Origin of the sequence: Streptomyces sp. NPDC046887, from assembly GCF_040644755.1 — a bacterium.
Taxonomy (GTDB): domain Bacteria; phylum Actinomycetota; class Actinomycetes; order Streptomycetales; family Streptomycetaceae; genus Streptomyces; species Streptomyces lichenis.
Window position 1 is genome coordinate 82061 of sequence record NZ_JBEYXH010000002.1, and the last position, 17710, is coordinate 99770.

At 74.0% G+C, this 17710-nt stretch carries 13 protein-coding genes; 3 read left to right on the forward strand and 10 right to left on the reverse strand.

Annotated elements, in window-relative coordinates:
• Positions 1 to 1449, forward strand: a complete 1449-nt coding sequence (locus ABZ945_RS03440) for an AarF/ABC1/UbiB kinase family protein (protein WP_361263142.1) — start codon at positions 1 to 3, stop codon at positions 1447 to 1449.
• Positions 1450 to 1468: 19 nt separating this feature from the next.
• On the opposite strand, the gene ABZ945_RS03445 is transcribed toward ABZ945_RS03440, so the two are convergent.
• The 5 genes from ABZ945_RS03445 to ABZ945_RS03465 all read right to left on the reverse strand — a co-directional run bounded on the left by ABZ945_RS03445 (position 1469) and on the right by ABZ945_RS03465 (position 5626).
• Positions 1469 to 1687, reverse strand: coding sequence for a hypothetical protein (locus tag ABZ945_RS03445; RefSeq protein WP_361263874.1), 219 nt, complete (start codon positions 1685 to 1687; stop codon positions 1469 to 1471).
• Positions 1688 to 1909: 222 nt separating this feature from the next.
• Positions 1910 to 2236: a hypothetical protein gene (locus tag ABZ945_RS03450; protein WP_361263144.1), complete on the reverse strand. Its 327-nt coding sequence runs from the start codon at positions 2234 to 2236 to the stop codon at positions 1910 to 1912.
• The gene (locus ABZ945_RS03455; RefSeq protein WP_361263147.1) at positions 2233 to 2601 is read right to left on the reverse strand and encodes a WhiB family transcriptional regulator; all 369 of its coding nucleotides are present in this window, start codon (positions 2599 to 2601) and stop codon (positions 2233 to 2235) included. Before ABZ945_RS03455 ends, ABZ945_RS03450 begins: the two co-directional genes overlap by 4 nt.
• 169 nt (positions 2602 to 2770) lie before the next feature.
• Positions 2771 to 3094, reverse strand: a complete 324-nt coding sequence (locus ABZ945_RS03460; RefSeq protein ID WP_361263150.1) for a hypothetical protein — start codon at positions 3092 to 3094, stop codon at positions 2771 to 2773.
• Positions 3095 to 3262: 168 nt separating this feature from the next.
• On the reverse strand, positions 3263 to 5626 hold the full coding sequence (locus ABZ945_RS03465; protein ID WP_361263153.1) for an ATP-dependent DNA helicase UvrD2: 2364 nt from the start codon (positions 5624 to 5626) through the stop codon (positions 3263 to 3265).
• A gap of 769 nt (positions 5627 to 6395) precedes the next feature.
• Between ABZ945_RS03465 and ABZ945_RS03470 the strand changes: the two genes are divergently transcribed.
• Together ABZ945_RS03470 and ABZ945_RS03475 are read left to right on the forward strand one after the other, a co-directional pair.
• On the forward strand, positions 6396 to 6653 hold the full coding sequence (locus ABZ945_RS03470; protein ID WP_361263156.1) for a mycoredoxin: 258 nt from the start codon (positions 6396 to 6398) through the stop codon (positions 6651 to 6653).
• A 131-nt stretch (positions 6654 to 6784) separates the two neighbouring features.
• A complete protein-coding gene (locus tag ABZ945_RS03475) occupies positions 6785 to 7267 on the forward strand; it encodes a GNAT family N-acetyltransferase (protein WP_361263158.1) in 483 nt (160 codons plus the stop codon).
• A 34-nt stretch (positions 7268 to 7301) separates the two neighbouring features.
• On the opposite strand, the gene nudC is transcribed toward ABZ945_RS03475, so the two are convergent.
• The 5 genes from nudC to ABZ945_RS03500 form a co-directional block, all read right to left on the reverse strand.
• Positions 7302 to 8252 (reverse strand): NAD(+) diphosphatase, encoded by a 951-nt coding sequence (nudC, locus tag ABZ945_RS03480; RefSeq protein ID WP_361263160.1) that lies wholly within the window; start codon positions 8250 to 8252, stop codon positions 7302 to 7304.
• 78 nt (positions 8253 to 8330) lie between these two features.
• Entirely contained in the window at positions 8331 to 9734 is a 1404-nt protein-coding gene (locus ABZ945_RS03485) for a dipeptidase (protein WP_361263163.1), read from the reverse strand.
• Between the two features lie 10 nt (positions 9735 to 9744).
• Positions 9745 to 13440 (reverse strand): UvrD-helicase domain-containing protein, encoded by a 3696-nt coding sequence (locus tag ABZ945_RS03490; RefSeq protein WP_361263168.1) that lies wholly within the window; start codon positions 13438 to 13440, stop codon positions 9745 to 9747.
• Positions 13441 to 13524: 84 nt separating this feature from the next.
• Positions 13525 to 16893, reverse strand: a complete 3369-nt coding sequence (locus tag ABZ945_RS03495; protein ID WP_361263172.1) for an ATP-dependent DNA helicase — start codon at positions 16891 to 16893, stop codon at positions 13525 to 13527.
• 209 nt (positions 16894 to 17102) lie between these two features.
• A complete protein-coding gene (locus tag ABZ945_RS03500) occupies positions 17103 to 17507 on the reverse strand; it encodes an MGMT family protein (RefSeq protein ID WP_361263175.1) in 405 nt (134 codons plus the stop codon).
• Positions 17508 to 17710: the final 203 nt, after the last annotated feature.

Here is a 17710-nt window from a genome sequence, read left to right on the forward strand (position 1 = left end):
ATGTCTGATCTTCCCCGGAAGGCGGTCACCCGGACCGCCAAACTGGCCGCGTTGCCGATCGGCTTCGCGGGCCGGGCCACATGGGGCCTGGGCAAGCGGATCGGGGGCAAGTCCGCCGAGATCGTCGCGCGCGAGCTCCAGCAGCGCACGGCCGAGCAGCTCTTCCGGGTCCTGGGTGAGCTGAAGGGCGGGGCGATGAAGTTCGGGCAGGCCCTGTCCGTCTTCGAGTCCGCACTGCCCGAGGAGATCGCCGGTCCGTACCGGGCCGCGCTCACCAAGCTCCAGGAGGCCGCCCCGCCGATGCCGGTGCGGACGGTCCACAAGGTGCTGGCGGAACGGCTCGGTGAGGACTGGCGGGAGCTGTTCCTGGAGTTCGACGACAAGCCCGCGGCTGCGGCCTCCATCGGCCAGGTGCACCGGGCCCTCTGGGAGGACGGCCGCGAGGTCGCCGTGAAGGTGCAGTACCCGGGCGCCGGTGAGGCGCTCCTCTCCGACCTGGCGCAACTGGGCCGGTTCGCCCGGCTGCTGGGGCCGCTGATCCCCGGGATGGACATCAAGCCGCTGATCACCGAGTTGCGTGACCGGGTGGCGGAGGAGCTGGACTACGGCCTGGAGTCGGCGGCGCAGCGCGCCCACGCCGAGGAGTTCGCCGACGACCCGGATGTGGTGGTCCCCGGGGTGGTGCACCAGTGCGACCAGGTGCTGGTGACGGAGTGGATCGACGGTGTGCCGCTCTCCGAGGTGATCTCGGACGGCACCCCCGAGCAGCGCGACCGGGCGGGCCAGCTGCTGGCCCGCTTCCTCTTCTCCGGTCCGGCCCGCACGGGGTTGCTGCACGCCGATCCGCATCCGGGCAACTTCCGGCTGCTGCCGGGCCCGGACGGCGAGGAGGGCCCGGAGGACTGGCGGCTGGGAGTGCTGGACTTCGGCACGGTGGACCGGCTGCCGGGCGGGCTGCCCGAGACGATCGGGGTCTGTCTGCGGATGACCCTGGAGGGCGAGGCGGACCGGGTCTACGAGCTGCTGCGCGGGGAGGGGTTCGTCCGGGAGACGATCGACCTCGACCCGGACGCGGTCCTCGAATACCTGGTGCCGATCATCGAGCCGGCCCAGGTCGAGGAGTTCACCTTCACCCGTGAGTGGCTGCGGGGCCAGGCGGCGCGAATCGCCGATGTCCGCTCCCCCGCCTACCAGTTGGGCAAGCAGCTGAACCTTCCGCCGTCCTATCTGCTCATCCACCGGGTCACGCTCAGCACCATCGGTGTGCTGTGCCAGCTGAACGCCTCGGTCCGTCTCCGCGACGAACTGGCTGACTGGCTGCCCGGTTTCCTTCCCGACCAGCAGGACGCGCACGAGCAGCACAAGGCCGACGATCGGCAGGACGCGGACGATCCGCGGGACGCTGAGGTCCGGCAGGACGCGGACCGCGGCGACCCGGTCGGCAGCTAGGCCGCCTCCGCCCCGGCCCTCACCACCAGGCGGAGTCCAGCCGGCTCTCGATCGCCCTGAGGTTGTCGCGGGCGCAGGTGTCGCAGAAGTAGTGGCGCCTGCCGTTCTCCAGGGAGCATGTCCAGGCGGTGGCGGGGTCGTCGGAGACGGCGCCGCAGCGGGCGCAGACCACCGCGTCGGACGGCGGCTCGTCGCCGTCCCGCGGTGCGGGTGGGGTCGTCCGGTTCCGGTCGTTCACCGCGAAACGATAACTCCACCGCTCGCGCCCCGGGTGGACAACGCACCGCGGGCCCGGTCCTCCGCGAAGGACCGGGCCCGTGTCAATCACTCGATGTGCCGCGCTTGTCGTCGTCGCGTCCAGCGGCCGTTGCCGGCGGCCGAACGCCGGACGGCACCTCACCGGTGGCGGCCGCCGACCCGTTGGCCGAGTTGGCCGACGTCCGCCGCCCTTCGGTTGCCGTCAGTTCATGACCGCCATGGCCAGCGCGCGGCGGGCGCGCAGCGAGGCGCGCTCCGCCCTGCGCTGCAGGCGCCGGGCGGTCACCAGGTGCATGGCCTGGCGCTCCGCCCGTGCCTCCCTCAGGCGGTCGTGCATATGCGCACGAGCCAGGGCTTCTTGCATGAGTTGCATCTCACGGTTCCTGTTCTGACGCGAGATGTTCGCGCCGATGGTGGTGACAGCTGGGGTAGCGGAGCCGCAGGGCTCGCTGGTGGAAGAGGTCATCGGGGCCTGCTTCTGGGGATCGTGCGTGTAGGGGCGGTCGATGGTTCCCAGCGTGACGTTCATGCCACGACCGGGTTCTTGCGCGGGCGGCCACGGGGCCGCTTCCGGGCCACGACCACGCCCTGGACGAACAGCTCACCGCCCCAGACACCCCACGGCTCGCGCCGCTCTTTGGCGCCCGCGAGGCATGCCTCGATCAGCGGGCAGGTGCGGCAGAGCGACTTGGCGTACTCGACGTCGGCCGGCGACTCGGCGAAGAAGACCTCCGGGTCGTAGGAGCGGCACGGTACGGGCACACCGAGGTTCTCGATGGCGGCGTCAAGCGCGGTGAGCGCGGTCAGGGGAGTCAAGGCGGGGTCCTTCGTGGGGCCGTTCGGCGGGAGAGCTTGGGAGGGCGGTACGGACGGGGCGTGCGCTTCGAGTTGCACGGTGGTGTCTTCCTCGTCTGGTCGGTCCGGCCGGTCGGCCGGTGGATTGGTACCGGGTTCTGCTGGTCCCGAGGCCCCTTCGCCCTGTCTCGCCTGTTCGGGCAAAACAGAAGGGCCGCGGATCCCGGGTGGGGTTCCGCGGCCCTGAAGGCGCCGGTCTGACTCTGCGTCAGACTGGATCGCTCCAGGGTTCGAGCCCACGGAAGGCCCACATCAGGTACTGCTGCGTCTGCTTCTTGGTCTCGGCACCGGTAGCCGCCGTGCCATAGGCCGTCGCCTGTGCCACTACAGCTGCTTCCAGTGCCTTGGTCGGTCGCTCGTTCCGCTCCCGGACGGGGAGGGCGGCAAAGGTGGCGGGACGCGCGGCACCATGGCCGGACATACCGCTGCCCAGGAACGAGAAGCCGGAGAGGCCGAGCGAGCAGGCGGAGGCGACCGAGCGATCGGTCATTTTGGTGGTGCCACGGGTGATACCGGTGTTGATGCTGATCACTGGACTCGCCTCCTCTCGGCGTCTCGGGAGCCCGGCCGGAGCCGGTCTCGCAGGTATTCGGATAAGTACAGCACGAAGGCGGGGCTTCGGAGAAGCCGCCGTGTCCGTGGTTAAGAACCTATGGGGCTTGACGGGGCGGGCGCAAACTATTTTTCCGACGAGTTTCCGTCACTCCCCCGCCTCCCCCTCGGCACGGTCCTCACCAGCGCAGATGGCGAGGACATCGGTGCCGAAGCGGTTCAGTTTGCGGACCCCGACGCCGGCGATCCGGGCCAGCTCACCGTCGGTGGACGGGACCGCCTCGGCGATCGCCATCAGCGTCTTGTCGGTGAACACACACCAGGCCGGCTGACCGAGCGACCGGGCCCGCTCCGAGCGCCACTCCCACAGCCGGCCGTGCAGCGCCTCGTCCATGTCGGAGGGGCAGTCCTCGCAGCGCATCAGCTTCATCTCACCGGCGCCGGTGAGCGTCGCCCCGCAGACCCGGCAGCGGGCCACGGTCCTGCTCCTGCGCCGGGCCGCCACCGGCACCTCCTCCGCATTGCGGACCCCTTCTCCGCCTTCTCCCCGCTCCACACCGCCCGCGCCTCCCCGCGGCCCGCCCGCGCCCACGGCTCCGGACCCGGTGCGCAGCCCGCTGAGGAACCGGGAGGCCCGGCGCGAGGCCCGGCCGCCCGGGGAGCGGGACAGTGCCCAGGAGAGCGACAGATGGCGCCGCGCACGGGTGACACCCACATACAGCAGCCGCCGCTCCTCCTCGATCTGCCCCTCGGTCTTGGCGTAGGTGATCGGCAGCATGCCCTCGGTCAGCCCGACCAGGAAGACCGCGTCCCACTCCAGACCCTTCGCGGCGTGCAGCGAGGCGAGCGTCACCCCCTGCACGGTGGGGGCGTGCTGCGCGGCCGCCCGCTCGTCCAGCTCGGCGACCAGATCGGCCAGGGTCGCCCCCTCCCTCGCCGCCGCGAAGTCCTCGGCGAGCCGCACCAGCGCCGCCAGCGACTCCCAGCGGTCCCGCACCGCGCCGGAGCCCACCGGCGGCTCGGTCGTCCACCCCTTGGTGGAGAGCACCGCCCGCACCTGGGACGGCAGATCCACCACCGCGTCCAGCAGGGAGTCGTTCGCCCCGAAGCGGGCCGCGCCGCGCAGCGCGGCGCCCGCCTCCCGTACCTCCGGCCGGTCGAAGAACCGCTCCGCCCCGCGCAGCTGGTAGGGCACTCCGATGTCCGCGAGCGCCTGCTCGTAGATCTCGGACTGGGCGTTGATCCGGTAGAGCACGGCGATCTCCCCGGCCGGCACCCCGGCCGCGATCAGGTCCCGGACCCGGCGGGCCGTGCCCTCTGCCTCGGCGGGCTCGTCCCCGTACTCCGTGTACACCGGCGGCGGCCCGGGATCGCGCTGGGACACCAGCTCCAGCCGGTGGTCGGCCGCCCGGCCCCGGGCCTGGCTCAGCAGCCCGTTGGCCAGATGGACCACCTGCGGGGTGGAGCGGTAGTCCCGGACCAGCTTGACCACCGTGGCCTGCGGATGCCGCAGCCGGAAGTCCAGCAGATGGTCCGGGGAGGCCCCGGTGAAGGAGTAGATCGTCTGGCTGGCGTCGCCGACCACGCACAGGCTGTCCCGGTCGCCGAGCCAGAGCTCCAGCAGCCGCTGCTGGAGCGGGGAGACGTCCTGGTACTCGTCGACGACGAAGTGCTGGTACTGGCGGCGCACCTGCTCGGCGATGTCCTGGCGGTCCTGGAGGATGCCGACCGTCAGCAGCAGCACGTCCTCGAAGTCGATCACCCCGCGATCGCGCTTCAGCTCCTCGTAGGCCCCATAAAGCTGTCCGATCTCGGCAGGGTCCCGCGGGGCGTCGCGCTGCGCCCGCAGCACGGCGGCGGGATAGTCGGCGGGAACGGTCTGGGTCACCTTGGACCACTCGATCTCGCCGGCGGCGTCCCGCAGCTCGTTGCGGTCCAGACGGATCCGGCAGCGCGTCGCCGCCTCGCCGACCAGCTGGACCTTGCGCTCCAGCAGCCGGGGCAGCTCACCGCCGACCGCCTTCGGCCAGAAGAACTGGAGCTGCCGCAAGGCCGCCGAGTGGAAGGTGCGCGCCTGCACCCCGCCCGCCCCGAGCTGCCGCAGCCGCCCCCGCATCTCCCCGGCCGCCCGGTTGGTGAAGGTGACGGCGAGAACGCTGGAAGGCTGCAAGATGCCCGCGCGCACCCCGTAGGCGATGCGGTGGGTGATCGCCCTGGTCTTGCCCGTACCGGCCCCGGCCAGCACACACACCGGGCCGTGCAGGGCGGTCGCCACCTCGCGCTGCTCGGGATCCAGCCCGTCGAGCACCGCGTCGGCGTCCTGCGGAGGAGCCGGGAACTGGCTCACCTCCGAGGCGGACGGGAAGAGGGGGGAGTGCGTTGCTGCTGTCACCCTGCCATGCTGCCAGGTCCCCCGAGGCGGACGGGACGGCTGTCCACAGGGCAGCAGGCCCAGTCGTATCAACGCCGGTGTCTGTGGACAGCCCAGCACATCCCTCGTCCCCCACCGCATACGTTCTCTTCCGACGGAGCCGCACAACACGGACGGAGGTGGTGCCGACACACGTCCCGGCCGCGACGACGCCGGCGAGCGGCTGGGGCCCGGGCAGGCTCCCGGGGCTTCGGGCGGTGCGCTGCGGCCCCAGGTGACTGGGACCCAGACAGCTCCGGAGGCTTCAGCCGAAGCGACTGCGGCCCGGGCGGCTTCGGCCTCGGTGGCTGTGGCGGCTTCGGCCTCGGTGTCTCCGGTGGCAGCTGCCGAAGCGGCTGCCACCGGCGGATTCCGCGCTTCGGCCCAGGCGGCTTCGGCAGAGGCGGCTTCGGCCCAGGCGGCTTCGCCCGAGGCGGCTTCGGCCCAGGCGGCTTCGCCCGAGGCCATGCCGACCGCGGGTCTCCGGCCGAGGGAGGTGGAGGTGGAGGCGGAGGGGGCGGGGGCGGAGGGGGGTGGAGGCGGAGGGGGCGGGGTGGGGGGTGGGGGGGGAGGGGCCCCCAAGGAAGGCGAGCGAGCGGAGCTGTGAAGTGGGCTCACGGGCGGCGGGCCAGCGGGGCTCGAAGCGGCAGGCCAGCGGGCCGGCGGGGCAGCGGCAGGCCGGCGGGCCAGCGGGGCAGCGGCAGGCCGACGGGGCGGCGGCCAACCGGGGGCAGGGCGGCAGGGCGGCGGGGACATTGTCCGGCAGGGGGCCGCGTCCTCGGGAATGCGTCGGCGGTGCGGGACGTTGGGCGGGGTGCACGGGTGCGGCAGGCGCACCCGCCCCGAGGCACCGACGAGGAGCACTACGGCCATGCAGGGCACTGTGACGATGTACAGCACCACGTGGTGCGGTTACTGCCGCCGGCTGAAGAGCCAGCTCGACCGTGAGGGCATCGCGTACAACGAGATCAACATCGAGCAGGACCCGGAGTCGGCCGCCTTCGTCGAGAGGGCCAACGGTGGCAACCAGACTGTGCCCACGGTGCGCGTTGTTGCCGCCGGGGATGGCGCCGAGGTGGTCATGACGAACCCGAGTCTGGCGCAGGTGAAGCAGGCGCTCGGCGCCTGAGCGGTGCGCGGAGGGCCCCGGCCGGGAGGTGTCCGGTCGGGGCCTTGGCGTTTCCGGCCCCGGTTTCTCAGGTTCCGGCTCCCCGGGGCTCCGCCCTTTCGGCGCGGGTGCCGCCCAGCCAGACTGTTCCGATGATCGTCAGACTCGCTGGTGGCCAGGACTTCGACGGCTTTCTCCGACTTGCCTCCCAGGTGGAGCACTGGTTCGGCCCGATGGTGGAGGAGCCCGGTTTCCGTCGGGCCGTGCGGGAGCACATCCGTGGGCGCGTCGCGCTGGTCGCGGTCTCCGGTGAGAGGGACGGGAGTGGGGCCGAGGACCTGCTGGGCGGGCTGCTGTTCGGTGCGGAGGCCGGCACCTACCACGTGCACTGGCTGGTCGTCTCCGAGTGGGCCCGGGGGACGGGTGCCGGGCGGGCGCTGATGGCGGAGGCGACCCGGCGGTTCGTCACGGGGCCGGGAACCATGGAGGTCGTGACGTTCGGGGCGGACCATCCGGGGGCAGTTGCGAGCGGGTCCCGGGCCTTCTACGAACGCCTCGGGTTCACCGCCGCGGAGCCCGCCGAGCCCGGGCCTGAGGGTGGGACCCGGCAGGTCTACCGGCGGACGGTCGGCTGACGGAGGGAATCACCGGGCGCCGCCCGCGTCGGCGTCAGGCCGCCGGGCCGGGGGTGCGGGTGGGGATGGGCTTGCCGTACCAGAGTTCGAGCAGCCGGGCGGCGATGGAGATGCCGAACGGAGGAAGCACCTCGCCGGAGTCGAACGCGGCGCCCAGCTCCTCACGGGAGAACCAGCGGGCCTCCTCGATCTCGTCACCGTCCACGGTGATCTCCGAGGAGGTGGCGCGCGCCATGAAGCCGAGCATCAGGCTGGAGGGGAACGGCCACGGCTGGCTGGCCACGTACTCGACCTCGCCGACCGTCACGCCGACCTCTTCGTAGACCTCGCGGGCCACCGACTGCTCGATGGACTCGCCGGGCTCGACGAAGCCGGCCAGGGTCGAGAAGCGGCCTTCGGGCCAGTGCACCTGCCGGCCGAGCAGCGCGCGGTCCTCCTCGTCGGTCACCAGCATGATCACCGCGGGGTCGGTGCGCGGGTAGTGCTCGGCGCCGCAGGCGGGGCAGCGGCGGATGTGCCCGGCGGCGGCGATCACCGTGCGTTCCCCGCAGCGTGAGCAGAACCGGTGCAGCCGCTGCCAGTTCTCCAGGGCCACGGCGTGCGCCATCAGCCCGGCGTCGCGCGGGGAGAGCAGGAGGCCCGCTTCGCGTAGTCCGGCGGGGCGGGCGGACTGGTCCATGCGGCCGGGCAGGGCGTCCTTCTGCAGGGCGAAGTAGCTGACGCCGTCCTCGTCGGTGCCGAGGAAGTAGCGGTGCGTCTCGGTGACCGGCGCCTCGAAGGAGGGGGTCATGACGAGTGCGGTGCCGCCGTCGGAGGTGTCGTCGATCAGCGCCTGGCCGCCGGAGACGACGAACACCCGGGTGGTGGGGTGGCTCCAGGCGGCGGCCAGCCAGGCCTCGTCCAGGCGGTGGTGCGCGGCGCGGTCGATGCCGCTGGGCGCGGTGAGGCTGATGGGGCGGTGGCCCGGGTTGCTGATCGTGCTCACTGGTTTCCTACTCCCCCGGTGGATGCGGATGTCTCGGGAGCCGGGCCTTGTGCCGTGTCGCCGGCCCGGCGGGGGCGGTCAGCTGCTCAGAGCGCCTCGTAGTTCGCCCCAGAGGTGCGCGCCGGCTTCGGCGCCCTTGAACAGCAGGTCGAGCTCGACCTTCTCGTTGGGGGCGTGCCAGCCGTCGGACGGTACGGAGATGCCGAGGAACAGCACGGGCGCGGCCAGCACGTCCTGGAGGTCGGCGGCTGGTCCGGAGCCGCCCTCGCGGGTGTAGCGGACCTTGGCGCCGTCGAAGGCGGTGCTCATGGCGCGGGCGACGGCGGTGAGCGCCGGGTGGCCGAGCGGGGTGAGGCAGGGCCGGGTGGCGCCGCTGAAGGTGATCTCGTGCCGGATGCCGGCCGGGAGCCGGGTGGGCACCCAGTCCCGTACCGCGAGTTCGATCTTGTCCGGGTCCTGTCCGGCGACCAGCCGGAAGGACAGCTTCAGTACGGCGGAGGCGGGGATGATCGTCTTTCCGCCGGGGCCCTGGTAGCCGCCGGCGATGCCGTTGACCTCGGCGGTCGGCCGGGCCCAGACGCGCTCCAGGGTGCTGTGGCCGTGTTCGCCGTGGGTGGCGCCGGAGTGGGCGGAGGCCAGCCAGGACGCCTCGTCGAACGGCAGCTCGGCGATCAGCTTCCGCTCTTCGTCGGTGAGCTCGGCGACGCCGTCGTAGAAGCCGGGGATGGCGACCCGTTCGTCCTCGTCGTGCAGGGCGGCGGCCAGCCGGGCGGCGGTGGTCGCCGGGTTGGGGACGGCGCCGCCGAACGAGCCGGAGTGGATGTCCTGGGCGGGTCCGCGCAGGGTGATCTGGCATTCGGCGAGGCCGCGCATGCCGGTGCACACGGTGGGGGTGGTCTCCGACCACATACCGGTGTCGGAGACGACGACCGCGTCGGCGGCGAGCCGCTCGCGGTGGCGTTCGATCAGTGCCCGGAAGTGCGTGGAGCCGGCTTCCTCCTCGCCCTCGACCAGCAGCTTGAGGTGGACGGCGGGGGTGGTGCGGCCGGTGGCGGCGAGGTGGGCGCGGACGGCCAGGGTGTGGAAGAGCACCTGGCCCTTGTCGTCGGCGGCGCCCCGGGCGTAGAGCCGGCCGTCGCTGATGACCGGCTCGAAGGGGTCGGTGGCCCAGCCGTCGGCGAGGGCGGCGGGCTGGACGTCATGGTGGCCGTAGACGAGGACGGTCGGCGCGTCCGGGTCGTCGGAGGGCCACTCGGCGTACACGGCGGGGTGGCCGCCGTCGGTCTCCCACACCTCGGCCGCCGGGAAGCCGGATCCGGCCAGGTGGTCGGCGAGCCACCGGGCACTTTCCCGTACGTCCTGGGCGTGCTCCGGCTGCACCGACACGGACGGGATGCGCAGCCACTGCGCGAGGTCGCCGAGGAAGGCGTCACGGTGGCCGGCTATGTACGTGCGGACGGCGCTGTCCGGGGTGGGGCTCATGTCCTTGAGCCTATCCGGAGCCGGGCGGCGGGCCGTCCGCCGTCCCACCCTGCAGGACGCGCTCCAGGGCGGCGCGGTCGGGCAGCTCGTCGGGGCGTACGACCTGCCCGGTGCGTACATAGACGAAGGAGGCCGTGACCTCGTGGGGCGGCAAGCCCTGCTGCTCGGCCCAGGCGAGGCGGTAGACGGCGAGCTGGAGGGGGTCGGCGGTGCGGAACCGGTGGGTCTTCCAGTCGACGATCTCGTACGCGCCGGTGTCCGGGTCCCGGTAGACGGCGTCGATACGGCCGCGGATCACCCGCCCGGCCAGCGCGAGCTGGAACGGCGCTTCGACCCGGTACGGGGTGCGGCGGGCGTACGGGGTCCGTTCGAAGGCTTCCTTGAGGGCGGCGAGATCCCGTTCGTCGGCGATCTCGGGCTCGTCCTCGTCGCTCTCGGCACCGGGCAGCTCGTCGGGGCCGAGCATGGGCAGGGGCAGCGCCTCGAAGCGCGCCTCCACCCAGGCGTGGAACCGTGTGCCGCGCCGCGCCGCGGGTTGGGGCGGCCGGGGCATGGGCCGGGCCAGTTCCGCCGCGAAGCCGTCCGGGTCGGCGGCGAGCCGCACCAGGTCGGAGGCGGAGAGGGACGCGGGCAGCGGTACGTCGCGGGTGGTGGCCCGGGTGCGCAGCAGCTCCCCGGCGAGGGCGTCGAGATCGCGGTCCCAGGAGGCGGCCGCCCGTGCCTCCTCGGGGGTGAGCCGGGGGCCGCGCGCGGGGGCCTCCCGGTCGGTGCCCCGGTCGCCGCCGTGCCGGTGGGTGTCCTTGGGGCGGGGCGCGGGGTCGGTCATGTCCGCGTCGGCCGGGTGGCGGGACGCGGGGTCGGCCGGGTGGCGCTGCCCGGGATCGGCCGGCTCCGGATCGGCGGGGTGCCGGGGGGCCGGTACGTCCGGATGGTGCGGGATCGTCGTGGGCGCGGCGGTGGACCAGTCGTCCCAGTCGGCGAGGCCGTCCTCGGCGTCGGCCGGGTGCTCCCCTGGCTCGTACGGATCCGGCGGCTCGTACGGGTCGCCGGCGGAGGATGCCTCACTGTCCTGGGCGCTGTCCGGGCGGGCCGGGGCAGGGGGTGGGGCCGTCAGCTCGTCCAGGTGCCGCAGGACCAGGTCGGCGGCGGCGCGGCGGCGGGCGAGGGCGGTGGGGTCCAGGGGCAGGGGCCAGGCGTGGTCGGGGGCGGTGTCCGCGAGGGACGGGTTCTCTGCGTCCTTGGCGGGCTCCTCCGCCCAGGCCTCGATCTCTCCGTGTCCGAGGGCGCAGTGCTCGTACAGGGCGTGCAGGAACGGCGAGGGGCCGCGGCGGCGTTTCTGGGTGGGGCCCCACCAGTGCCCCGAGCCGAGCAGCAGGGAGCGGGGGCGGGTGAAGGTGACGTAGCCGAGGCGCAGCTCCTCGGTGTGCTGGTGGTCCCGCATGGCCTCCTTGTACTCCTTGAGGGACCGGGCGTCGTAGCTGCCGAGGGTGGGGAGGGTCGGGGCGTCGCCGCGCAGGGTGTGCGGCAGGACCTTGGCCTGGGCGGTCCAGGACTCGCGGGCGCGGCCGCTGGGGAACTGGCCGGCGACCAGGCCGGGGACGGCGACCACGTCCCACTCCAGGCCTTTGGACTTGTGGGCGGTGAGGACCTTGACGGTGTTCTCGCCGCCGGGCAGGGCGTTGTCGAGCCCCTTCTCGTACTGGGCGGCGGTGCGCAGGAAGCCGAGGAAGGCGAGGAGGGTCGCCTCGCCGTCGACGGCGGCGAAGCGGGCGGCGATGTCGAGGAAGTGGGAGAGCGTTTCGCGGCGGCGGGCGGCGAGGGCGTGCGGGGAGGCGGAGAGCTCGACTTCGAGGCCGGTGGTGGCGAGGACGCGGTGGAGGACGTCCATCAAGGGGTCGGCGAGGGCGCGGCGCAGTTCGCGCAGTTCGGTGGCGAGCCGGGCGAAGCGGACGCGGGCCTCGGCGGAGAACGGCAGTCCGTCGTCTTCGCCGGCCGGTTCGAGGAAGGTGTCCAGGGCGTCGGCGAGGGAGATGACCTCGGCGGGGTCGACGCCTTCGACGGCGGCGGCGAGGCGTTCGTCCCGGTCGCCGTCGGCGTCGGCGGTGAAGCGGTGGACGAGCAGCCGGGCGCGGCGGCCCAGCAGGGCGAGGTCGCGGGGGCCGATGCGCCAGCGCGGGCCGGTGAGGAGCCGGACGAGTGGGGCGTTGGCCCCGGGATCCTGGAGGACTTCGCAGACGGCGACGAGGTCGGCGATCTCCGGCAGGTGGAGGAGTCCGGAGAGGCCGACGACTTCGACGGGGACGTCTCGGGCGACCAGGGCGGCCTGGATGTCGGGGAAGTCGGTGGCGGTGCGGGCGAGGATGGCGATCTGGCCCGGCTCCTTGCCGGTGCGGACCAGGTGGGCGATGGAGTCGGCGAGCCAGTCCAGCTCTTCGGCCTGGGTGGGCAGCAGGGCGATGCGTACGGTGCCGTCGCGTTCGGCGCCGGGTGCGGGGCGCAGCGCTTCGACGCCTTCGTGCATGGCGCGCAGGGGTTCGGCGAGTCCGTTGGCGAGCTGGAGCAGCCGGCCGCCGCTGCGGCGGTTCTCGCTGAGGGACTGGCGGGTGGCGGGGGTGCCGTCGGTGTGCGGGAAGTGGTCGGGGAAGTCGTCCAGGTTGGCGACGGAGGCGCCGCGCCAGCCGTAGATGGCCTGGCAGGGGTCGCCGACGGCGGTGACGGCGTGTCCGGTGCCGTTGCCGAAGAGCCCGGAGAGGAGCAGTCGCTGGGCGACGGAGGTGTCCTGGTACTCGTCCAGGAGGACGACGCGGAACTCGCCGCGCAGGATCTCCCCCACTTCGGGCCGGGTGAGGGCGAGCTGGGCGGAGAGGGCGATCTGGTCGCCGAAGTCGAGCAGATCGCGGGTCTTCTTGGCCTGGCGGTAGCGGCGTACCAGGTCGGTCAGCTCCCGGCGGGCGGCGGCGGCGTCGGGGATCTTGCGCAGGTCCTCGTTGGTCAGCCGGGCGCCGGCGAGGGCGGTGAGCAGATCGGTGTCATGGCGGAGCAGGTCCTCGGGGCGGACAAGGTGCTCGGCGAGCTCGGCGTCGAGGGCGAGGAGGTCGCTGACCAGGGTGGGGAAGGAGCTGGTGAGCGCGGGGTAGGGGCCGGGGGCTTCGCGGAGCACCCGGGCGGCGAGCTGGTAGCGGGTGGCGTCGGCGAGCAGCCGGGAGGCCGGCTCCAGCCCGAGGCGGAGTCCGTGGTCGGTGAGCAGTTGGCCGGCGAAGGCGTGGTACGTGGAGATGCGCGGCTCGCCGGGGAGGTAGTACGGGTCGGCTCCCTGCCCGGTGGCAGAGCCGGCCTGCCCCGTGGCGGCGGTTCCCTGCCCCGTACCGGGGTCTCCGCCGCCGGTGCCGGGCACCGGGCCGAGGGCGGGGTCCAGGGGCTCGGGGTCGGTGATTCCGGCGCGGACGAGGGCGGTGCGGACGCGTTCGGCGAGCTCGCCGGCGGCCTTGTTGGTGAAGGTGAGGCCGAGGACCTGCTCGGGGGCGACCTGGCCCGTGCCGACCAGCCAGACCACCCGGGCGGCCATCACGGTGGTCTTGCCGGAGCCGGCTCCGGCCACGATGACCTGCGGGGCGGGCGGCGCGGTGATGCAGGCCGTCTGCTCCGGTGTGAACGGGATGCCCAGGAGCTCCTTGAGCTCCTCGGGGTCGGTGAGACGTGTGGTCACGGTCATCGAGGCTAACCGGCACCACTGACAGTGCCGGCCGGACGCGGTCCGTGACGGCTCTGGGGACGGATGGGGCGGCCCGGCCTACTCGACTATCTGGCGGCCTTCGGGGCGGGCGCTGCAGGAGGCCTGGAAGGAGCAGCGGGCGCAGTGCTGGCCGGCGGTGGGGGTGAACCGCTCGTCCAGGACGCGGCCGGCGGCGGTGGCGAGCAGGTCGCCGACCCACTCCCCCTCGGGCGGTTCCTGGCCCTGGACGCGGGGCAGCGCCTCGCCGCCCTCGTTCCTGGGAGCGGCCTGGCGCAGGTGGACGAGTTCGGCGCCGCCCGGCTCGGGGCGGCGGCCCTCGAAGGCCTCGTCCAGGGCCCCTTCGCGTACCGCGAGCTGGTAGACGGCGAGCTGCGGGTGGCGGGCGACCTCGCCCTTGGTGGGGGTCTGTTTGCCGGTCTTGAAGTCGACGACGTAGGCGCGGCCGTGCTCGTCGGCCTCCACGCGGTCCATGGAGCCGCGGACGCGGACCTGGTAGTCCCCGGCTTCCAGGGTGACGTCGAAGCCGTGCTCGGTGGCGGCGGGGGTGCGGCCGCCGCGGTCCATGACGTGCCAGCGCAGGAAGCGTTCCAGGGCGGCGCGCGCCTGCTCCTTCTCCTGCGCCGACTTCCAGGGGGCGTCGAAGGCGAGCGCGTCCCATACGGAGTCCAGCCGCTCCATGAGGACGTCCAGGTCGGCGGGGGTGCGGCCGGAGGCGACCTCGTCGGCGAGGACATGGACGACGTTGCCGAAGCCCTGGGCGGCGGTGGCGGGGGCGTCGGCCTTGACCTCGCGGCCCAGGAACCACTGGAGGGCGCAGGTGTTGGCGAGCTGGTCCAGGGCGCTGCCGGAGAGGGCGACCGGGTGGTCGGGGTCGCGCAGCGGCGCGGTGGAGTGGGTCGGTTCGAACAGGCCCCACCAGCGGTGCGGGTGGGCGGCGGGGACGAGGGGCTGGCCCTCGTCGTCGGCGAGGGCGGCGAGCCGGGCCAGCCGGTGGGCGGCGGCCTCGCGCAGGGCGGGTGAGGCGGCGGGGTCGACGGTGGTGGCGCGCAGTTCGGCGACGAGCGCGGCGACGGCCAGGGGGCGGCGGGGGCGGCCGGTGATGTCCTTCGGTTCGGTGCCGAGCTCGGTGAGGAAGCGGGAGGGCTGGTCGCCGTCGTCGGCGGGTGCCTTGACGGCGGTGACGACGAGCCGGTGGCGGGCGCGGGTGGCGGCGACGTAGAACAGCCGCCGCTCCTCGGCGAGCAGCGCGCCGGGGGTGAGCGGTTCGGCGAGTCCGTCGCGCCCGATGCGGTCGGCTTCCAGCAGTGAGCCGCGGCGGCGCAGGTCGGGCCAGAGGCCTTCCTGAACGCCGGCGACGACGACCAGGCTCCACTCCAGCCCTTTGGAGCGGTGGGCGGTCATCAGCCGGACGGCGTCCGGCCGTACGGCACGCCGGACCAGGGTGTCGGCGGCGATGTCCTGGGCGTCGAGCTCTTCCAGGAAGTTCAGCGCGCCCCGGCCGCCGGTGCGCTCCTCGGCGCGGGCGGCGGTGTCGAACAGGGCGCAGACCGCGTCCAGGTCGCGGTCGGCGTTGCGCCCGGCGGGGCCGCCGCGCAGGGCGCCGCGCTGGAGCCGGGCGGGCCAAGGGGTGCCGTTCCACAGCATCCACAGGGCCTCTTCGGCGGTCCCGCCGGCGGCCAGCAGCGCGCGGGTGTCCGCCAGGAGCGCGCCGAGGCGCTGGGCGCCGCGGGCGTACGCCGGGTCGTGCGCGGTGAACCGTTCCGGTTCGGCGAGGGCGCGGGCGAGCAGCACGTCGGAGGGCGGGGGCAGCGCGTTTCCGGCGGCTCGCTCCTCGTCCCGCAGGGCCCGCCCGAGGCGGCGCAGATCGGCGGCGTCCATTCCGCCGAGGGGGGAGGCGAGCAGGGTGAGGGCGGTCTCGGTGTCGAGCCAGGCGGGGGCGGTGGGAGCAGCCTCCGCGGATACGGCTTCGCCGGGTGTGCCTTCGCCGGGTGTGCCTTCGGCGGGTCCCGAGGGCTCGTCGGGGTCGGCGTCCGGAGGCACGTCCGCCGTGGTGCCGGGCAGGGTGGCCGCCGCGCGCAGGGCGGTGAGCAGTGGGACCACCGCGGGTTCGTGGCGCAGGGCGAGGTCGTTGCCGTCGACTTCCAGGGGCACTCCGGCCGAGGTCAGGGCGCGCCGGACGGTGGGTATGGTGCGGCCGCCGGCGCGGACCAGTACGGCCATCTCGCGCCAGGGGACGCCGTCCTCCAGATGGGCGCGGCGCAGGATGTCGGCGATGTTCTCCAGTTCGGTGGAGGCGGTGGGGAAGGTGTACGCCTCCACCCGGCCGCCGTCGCGTACCGCGGCGAGGTCCCGGTGGGCGCGGACCTTGTCGGCGGGCAGCCGGGGCAGCGGCATCCGGGCGGTGAGCAGCCGGGTGGCGGTGAGCAGCGCGGCGCCGGAGCGGCGGGAGGTGGTCAGCACGGCGACCGGGGCGGGGCTGCCGTCGGTACGCGGGAAGGCGTACGGGAAGTCCAGGATGCCGCCGACGTCGGCGCCCCGGAAGGCGTAGATCGACTGGTCTGGGTCGCCGAACGCGTACACCGTCCTTCCCCCGCCGGCCAGCGTCCGCAGCAGCCGGACCTGGGCGGGGTCGGTGTCCTGGTACTCGTCGACGAAGACGGCGTCGTACTCCGGAAGGGTGACCTGTCCGGCGAGGAGCACCGCCCGGTGGACCAGTTCGGCGTAGTCGAGGACGCCCTGCATGTCGAGCACGTCGAGGTACTCGGCCAGGAACGCGGACGCCGCCGACCAGTCGCGCCGCCCGGTGCGGGCGGCGAAGTCGGCCAGGGCGCGGGGGCCGAGTCCGAGTTCACGGGAGCGGGCGAGCACCGCGCGGACCTCGTCGGCGAAGCCGCGGGTGGTGAGGCAGGCACGGAGTTCGTCGGGCCACCGGATGCGGGCGAGGCCTTCCTTCTCCAGGTCGAGCTGGCCGGCGAGCAGCTCGCGTACGGCGAGGTCCTGCTCGGGCCCGGAGAGCAGCCGCAGTGGTTCGGAGAAGAGGTCGGCGTCCTGGTGGGCGCGGATCAGGGCGTAGCAGTAGGAGTGGAAGGTGGTGGCCTGCGGGGCGCGGGCCGGGCCGAGGCGGGCGGCCATCCGGTCGCGGAGTTCGACGGCGGCCTTGCGGCTGAAGGTGAGGACGAGGAGGCGTTCGGGGTCGGCGCCCTGGGCGATCCGGGCGGCGACGGCTTCCACGAGGGTGGTGGTCTTGCCGGTGCCGGGGCCGGCCAGGACCAGCAGCGGTCCGCCGGGGTGCTCAACCACGGCCCGCTGGGACGCGTCCAGCTCAGGGGGGCGGGGCCGGGCCGGCGGGGTGCGCACCAGGCGGTACGGGCCCGCGGCCCGCCCGCGGTAGGGCGTACGGCCGGTGGTGGTCGAAGAGGTGCTCAACGGGATCGCCGGTCCTGGTGGGTGTGCTGGTGACGAGGAGGCTGGGTCGGGTGCGGACGTGGGTGGCGGTGCGGGGTGCGCGGCGGCGGGTGCCGGTCGGGGCGGATGGGATCCGTCCGTGGCGCGGCCGTCGGTGGTGCGTCCGCCGCCCCGCTACGGTACGGCCCGCCGGGCGCTGTCCGGGTCCGGATGGTGCCGTCGGCGGACCGCTACGGCGTCCGGTCCTCGGTCCCAGCACCGTCCCCGGTCCCGGCGCTGTCCTCGGGTGGGGCGGCCGGGGAGCCGTCCCAGCGGGCGCGTCGCATGTCGAGCCGGGGCAGATGGCCCTCGGCCCGGTTGCCGGTCTGGCGCAGTGGGGTGCCCTCCTCGCGGTAGTGGTCGAGGGCGCGCAGCTCGTGGCCGGGCAGCAGCCGCCCGTCGGAGCGCACCACCCGCCACCAGGGCACCGCGCCGCCGTACAGCGCCATAGCGCGGCCCACCTGGCGGGGGCCGCCGTCGCCCAGCCATTCGGCCACGTCCCCGTAGGTCATCACCCGGCCGGGCGGGATCAGGTCGGCGACGTCCAGCACCCGTTCCGCGTACTCGGGGTACTCCGGAATCTCCTCGGCAGTCACCCGGTCCATCCTGCACCACACCACCGACAAGGCGGGCCGCGCACCCTGATGCCCCCGTCCGGGGCCCGGGCATGCCACCATCTTCCGGGCGGTGACCGGTGACACGAGAGCAAGAAGAGACCGAGAGGGCGAAGGGGGAGGATGTGCGGCCTCCCGGGCGCGCAGGGGCTTCCGCGGCGATCGCGGGCGCTTCTGGGATCCCG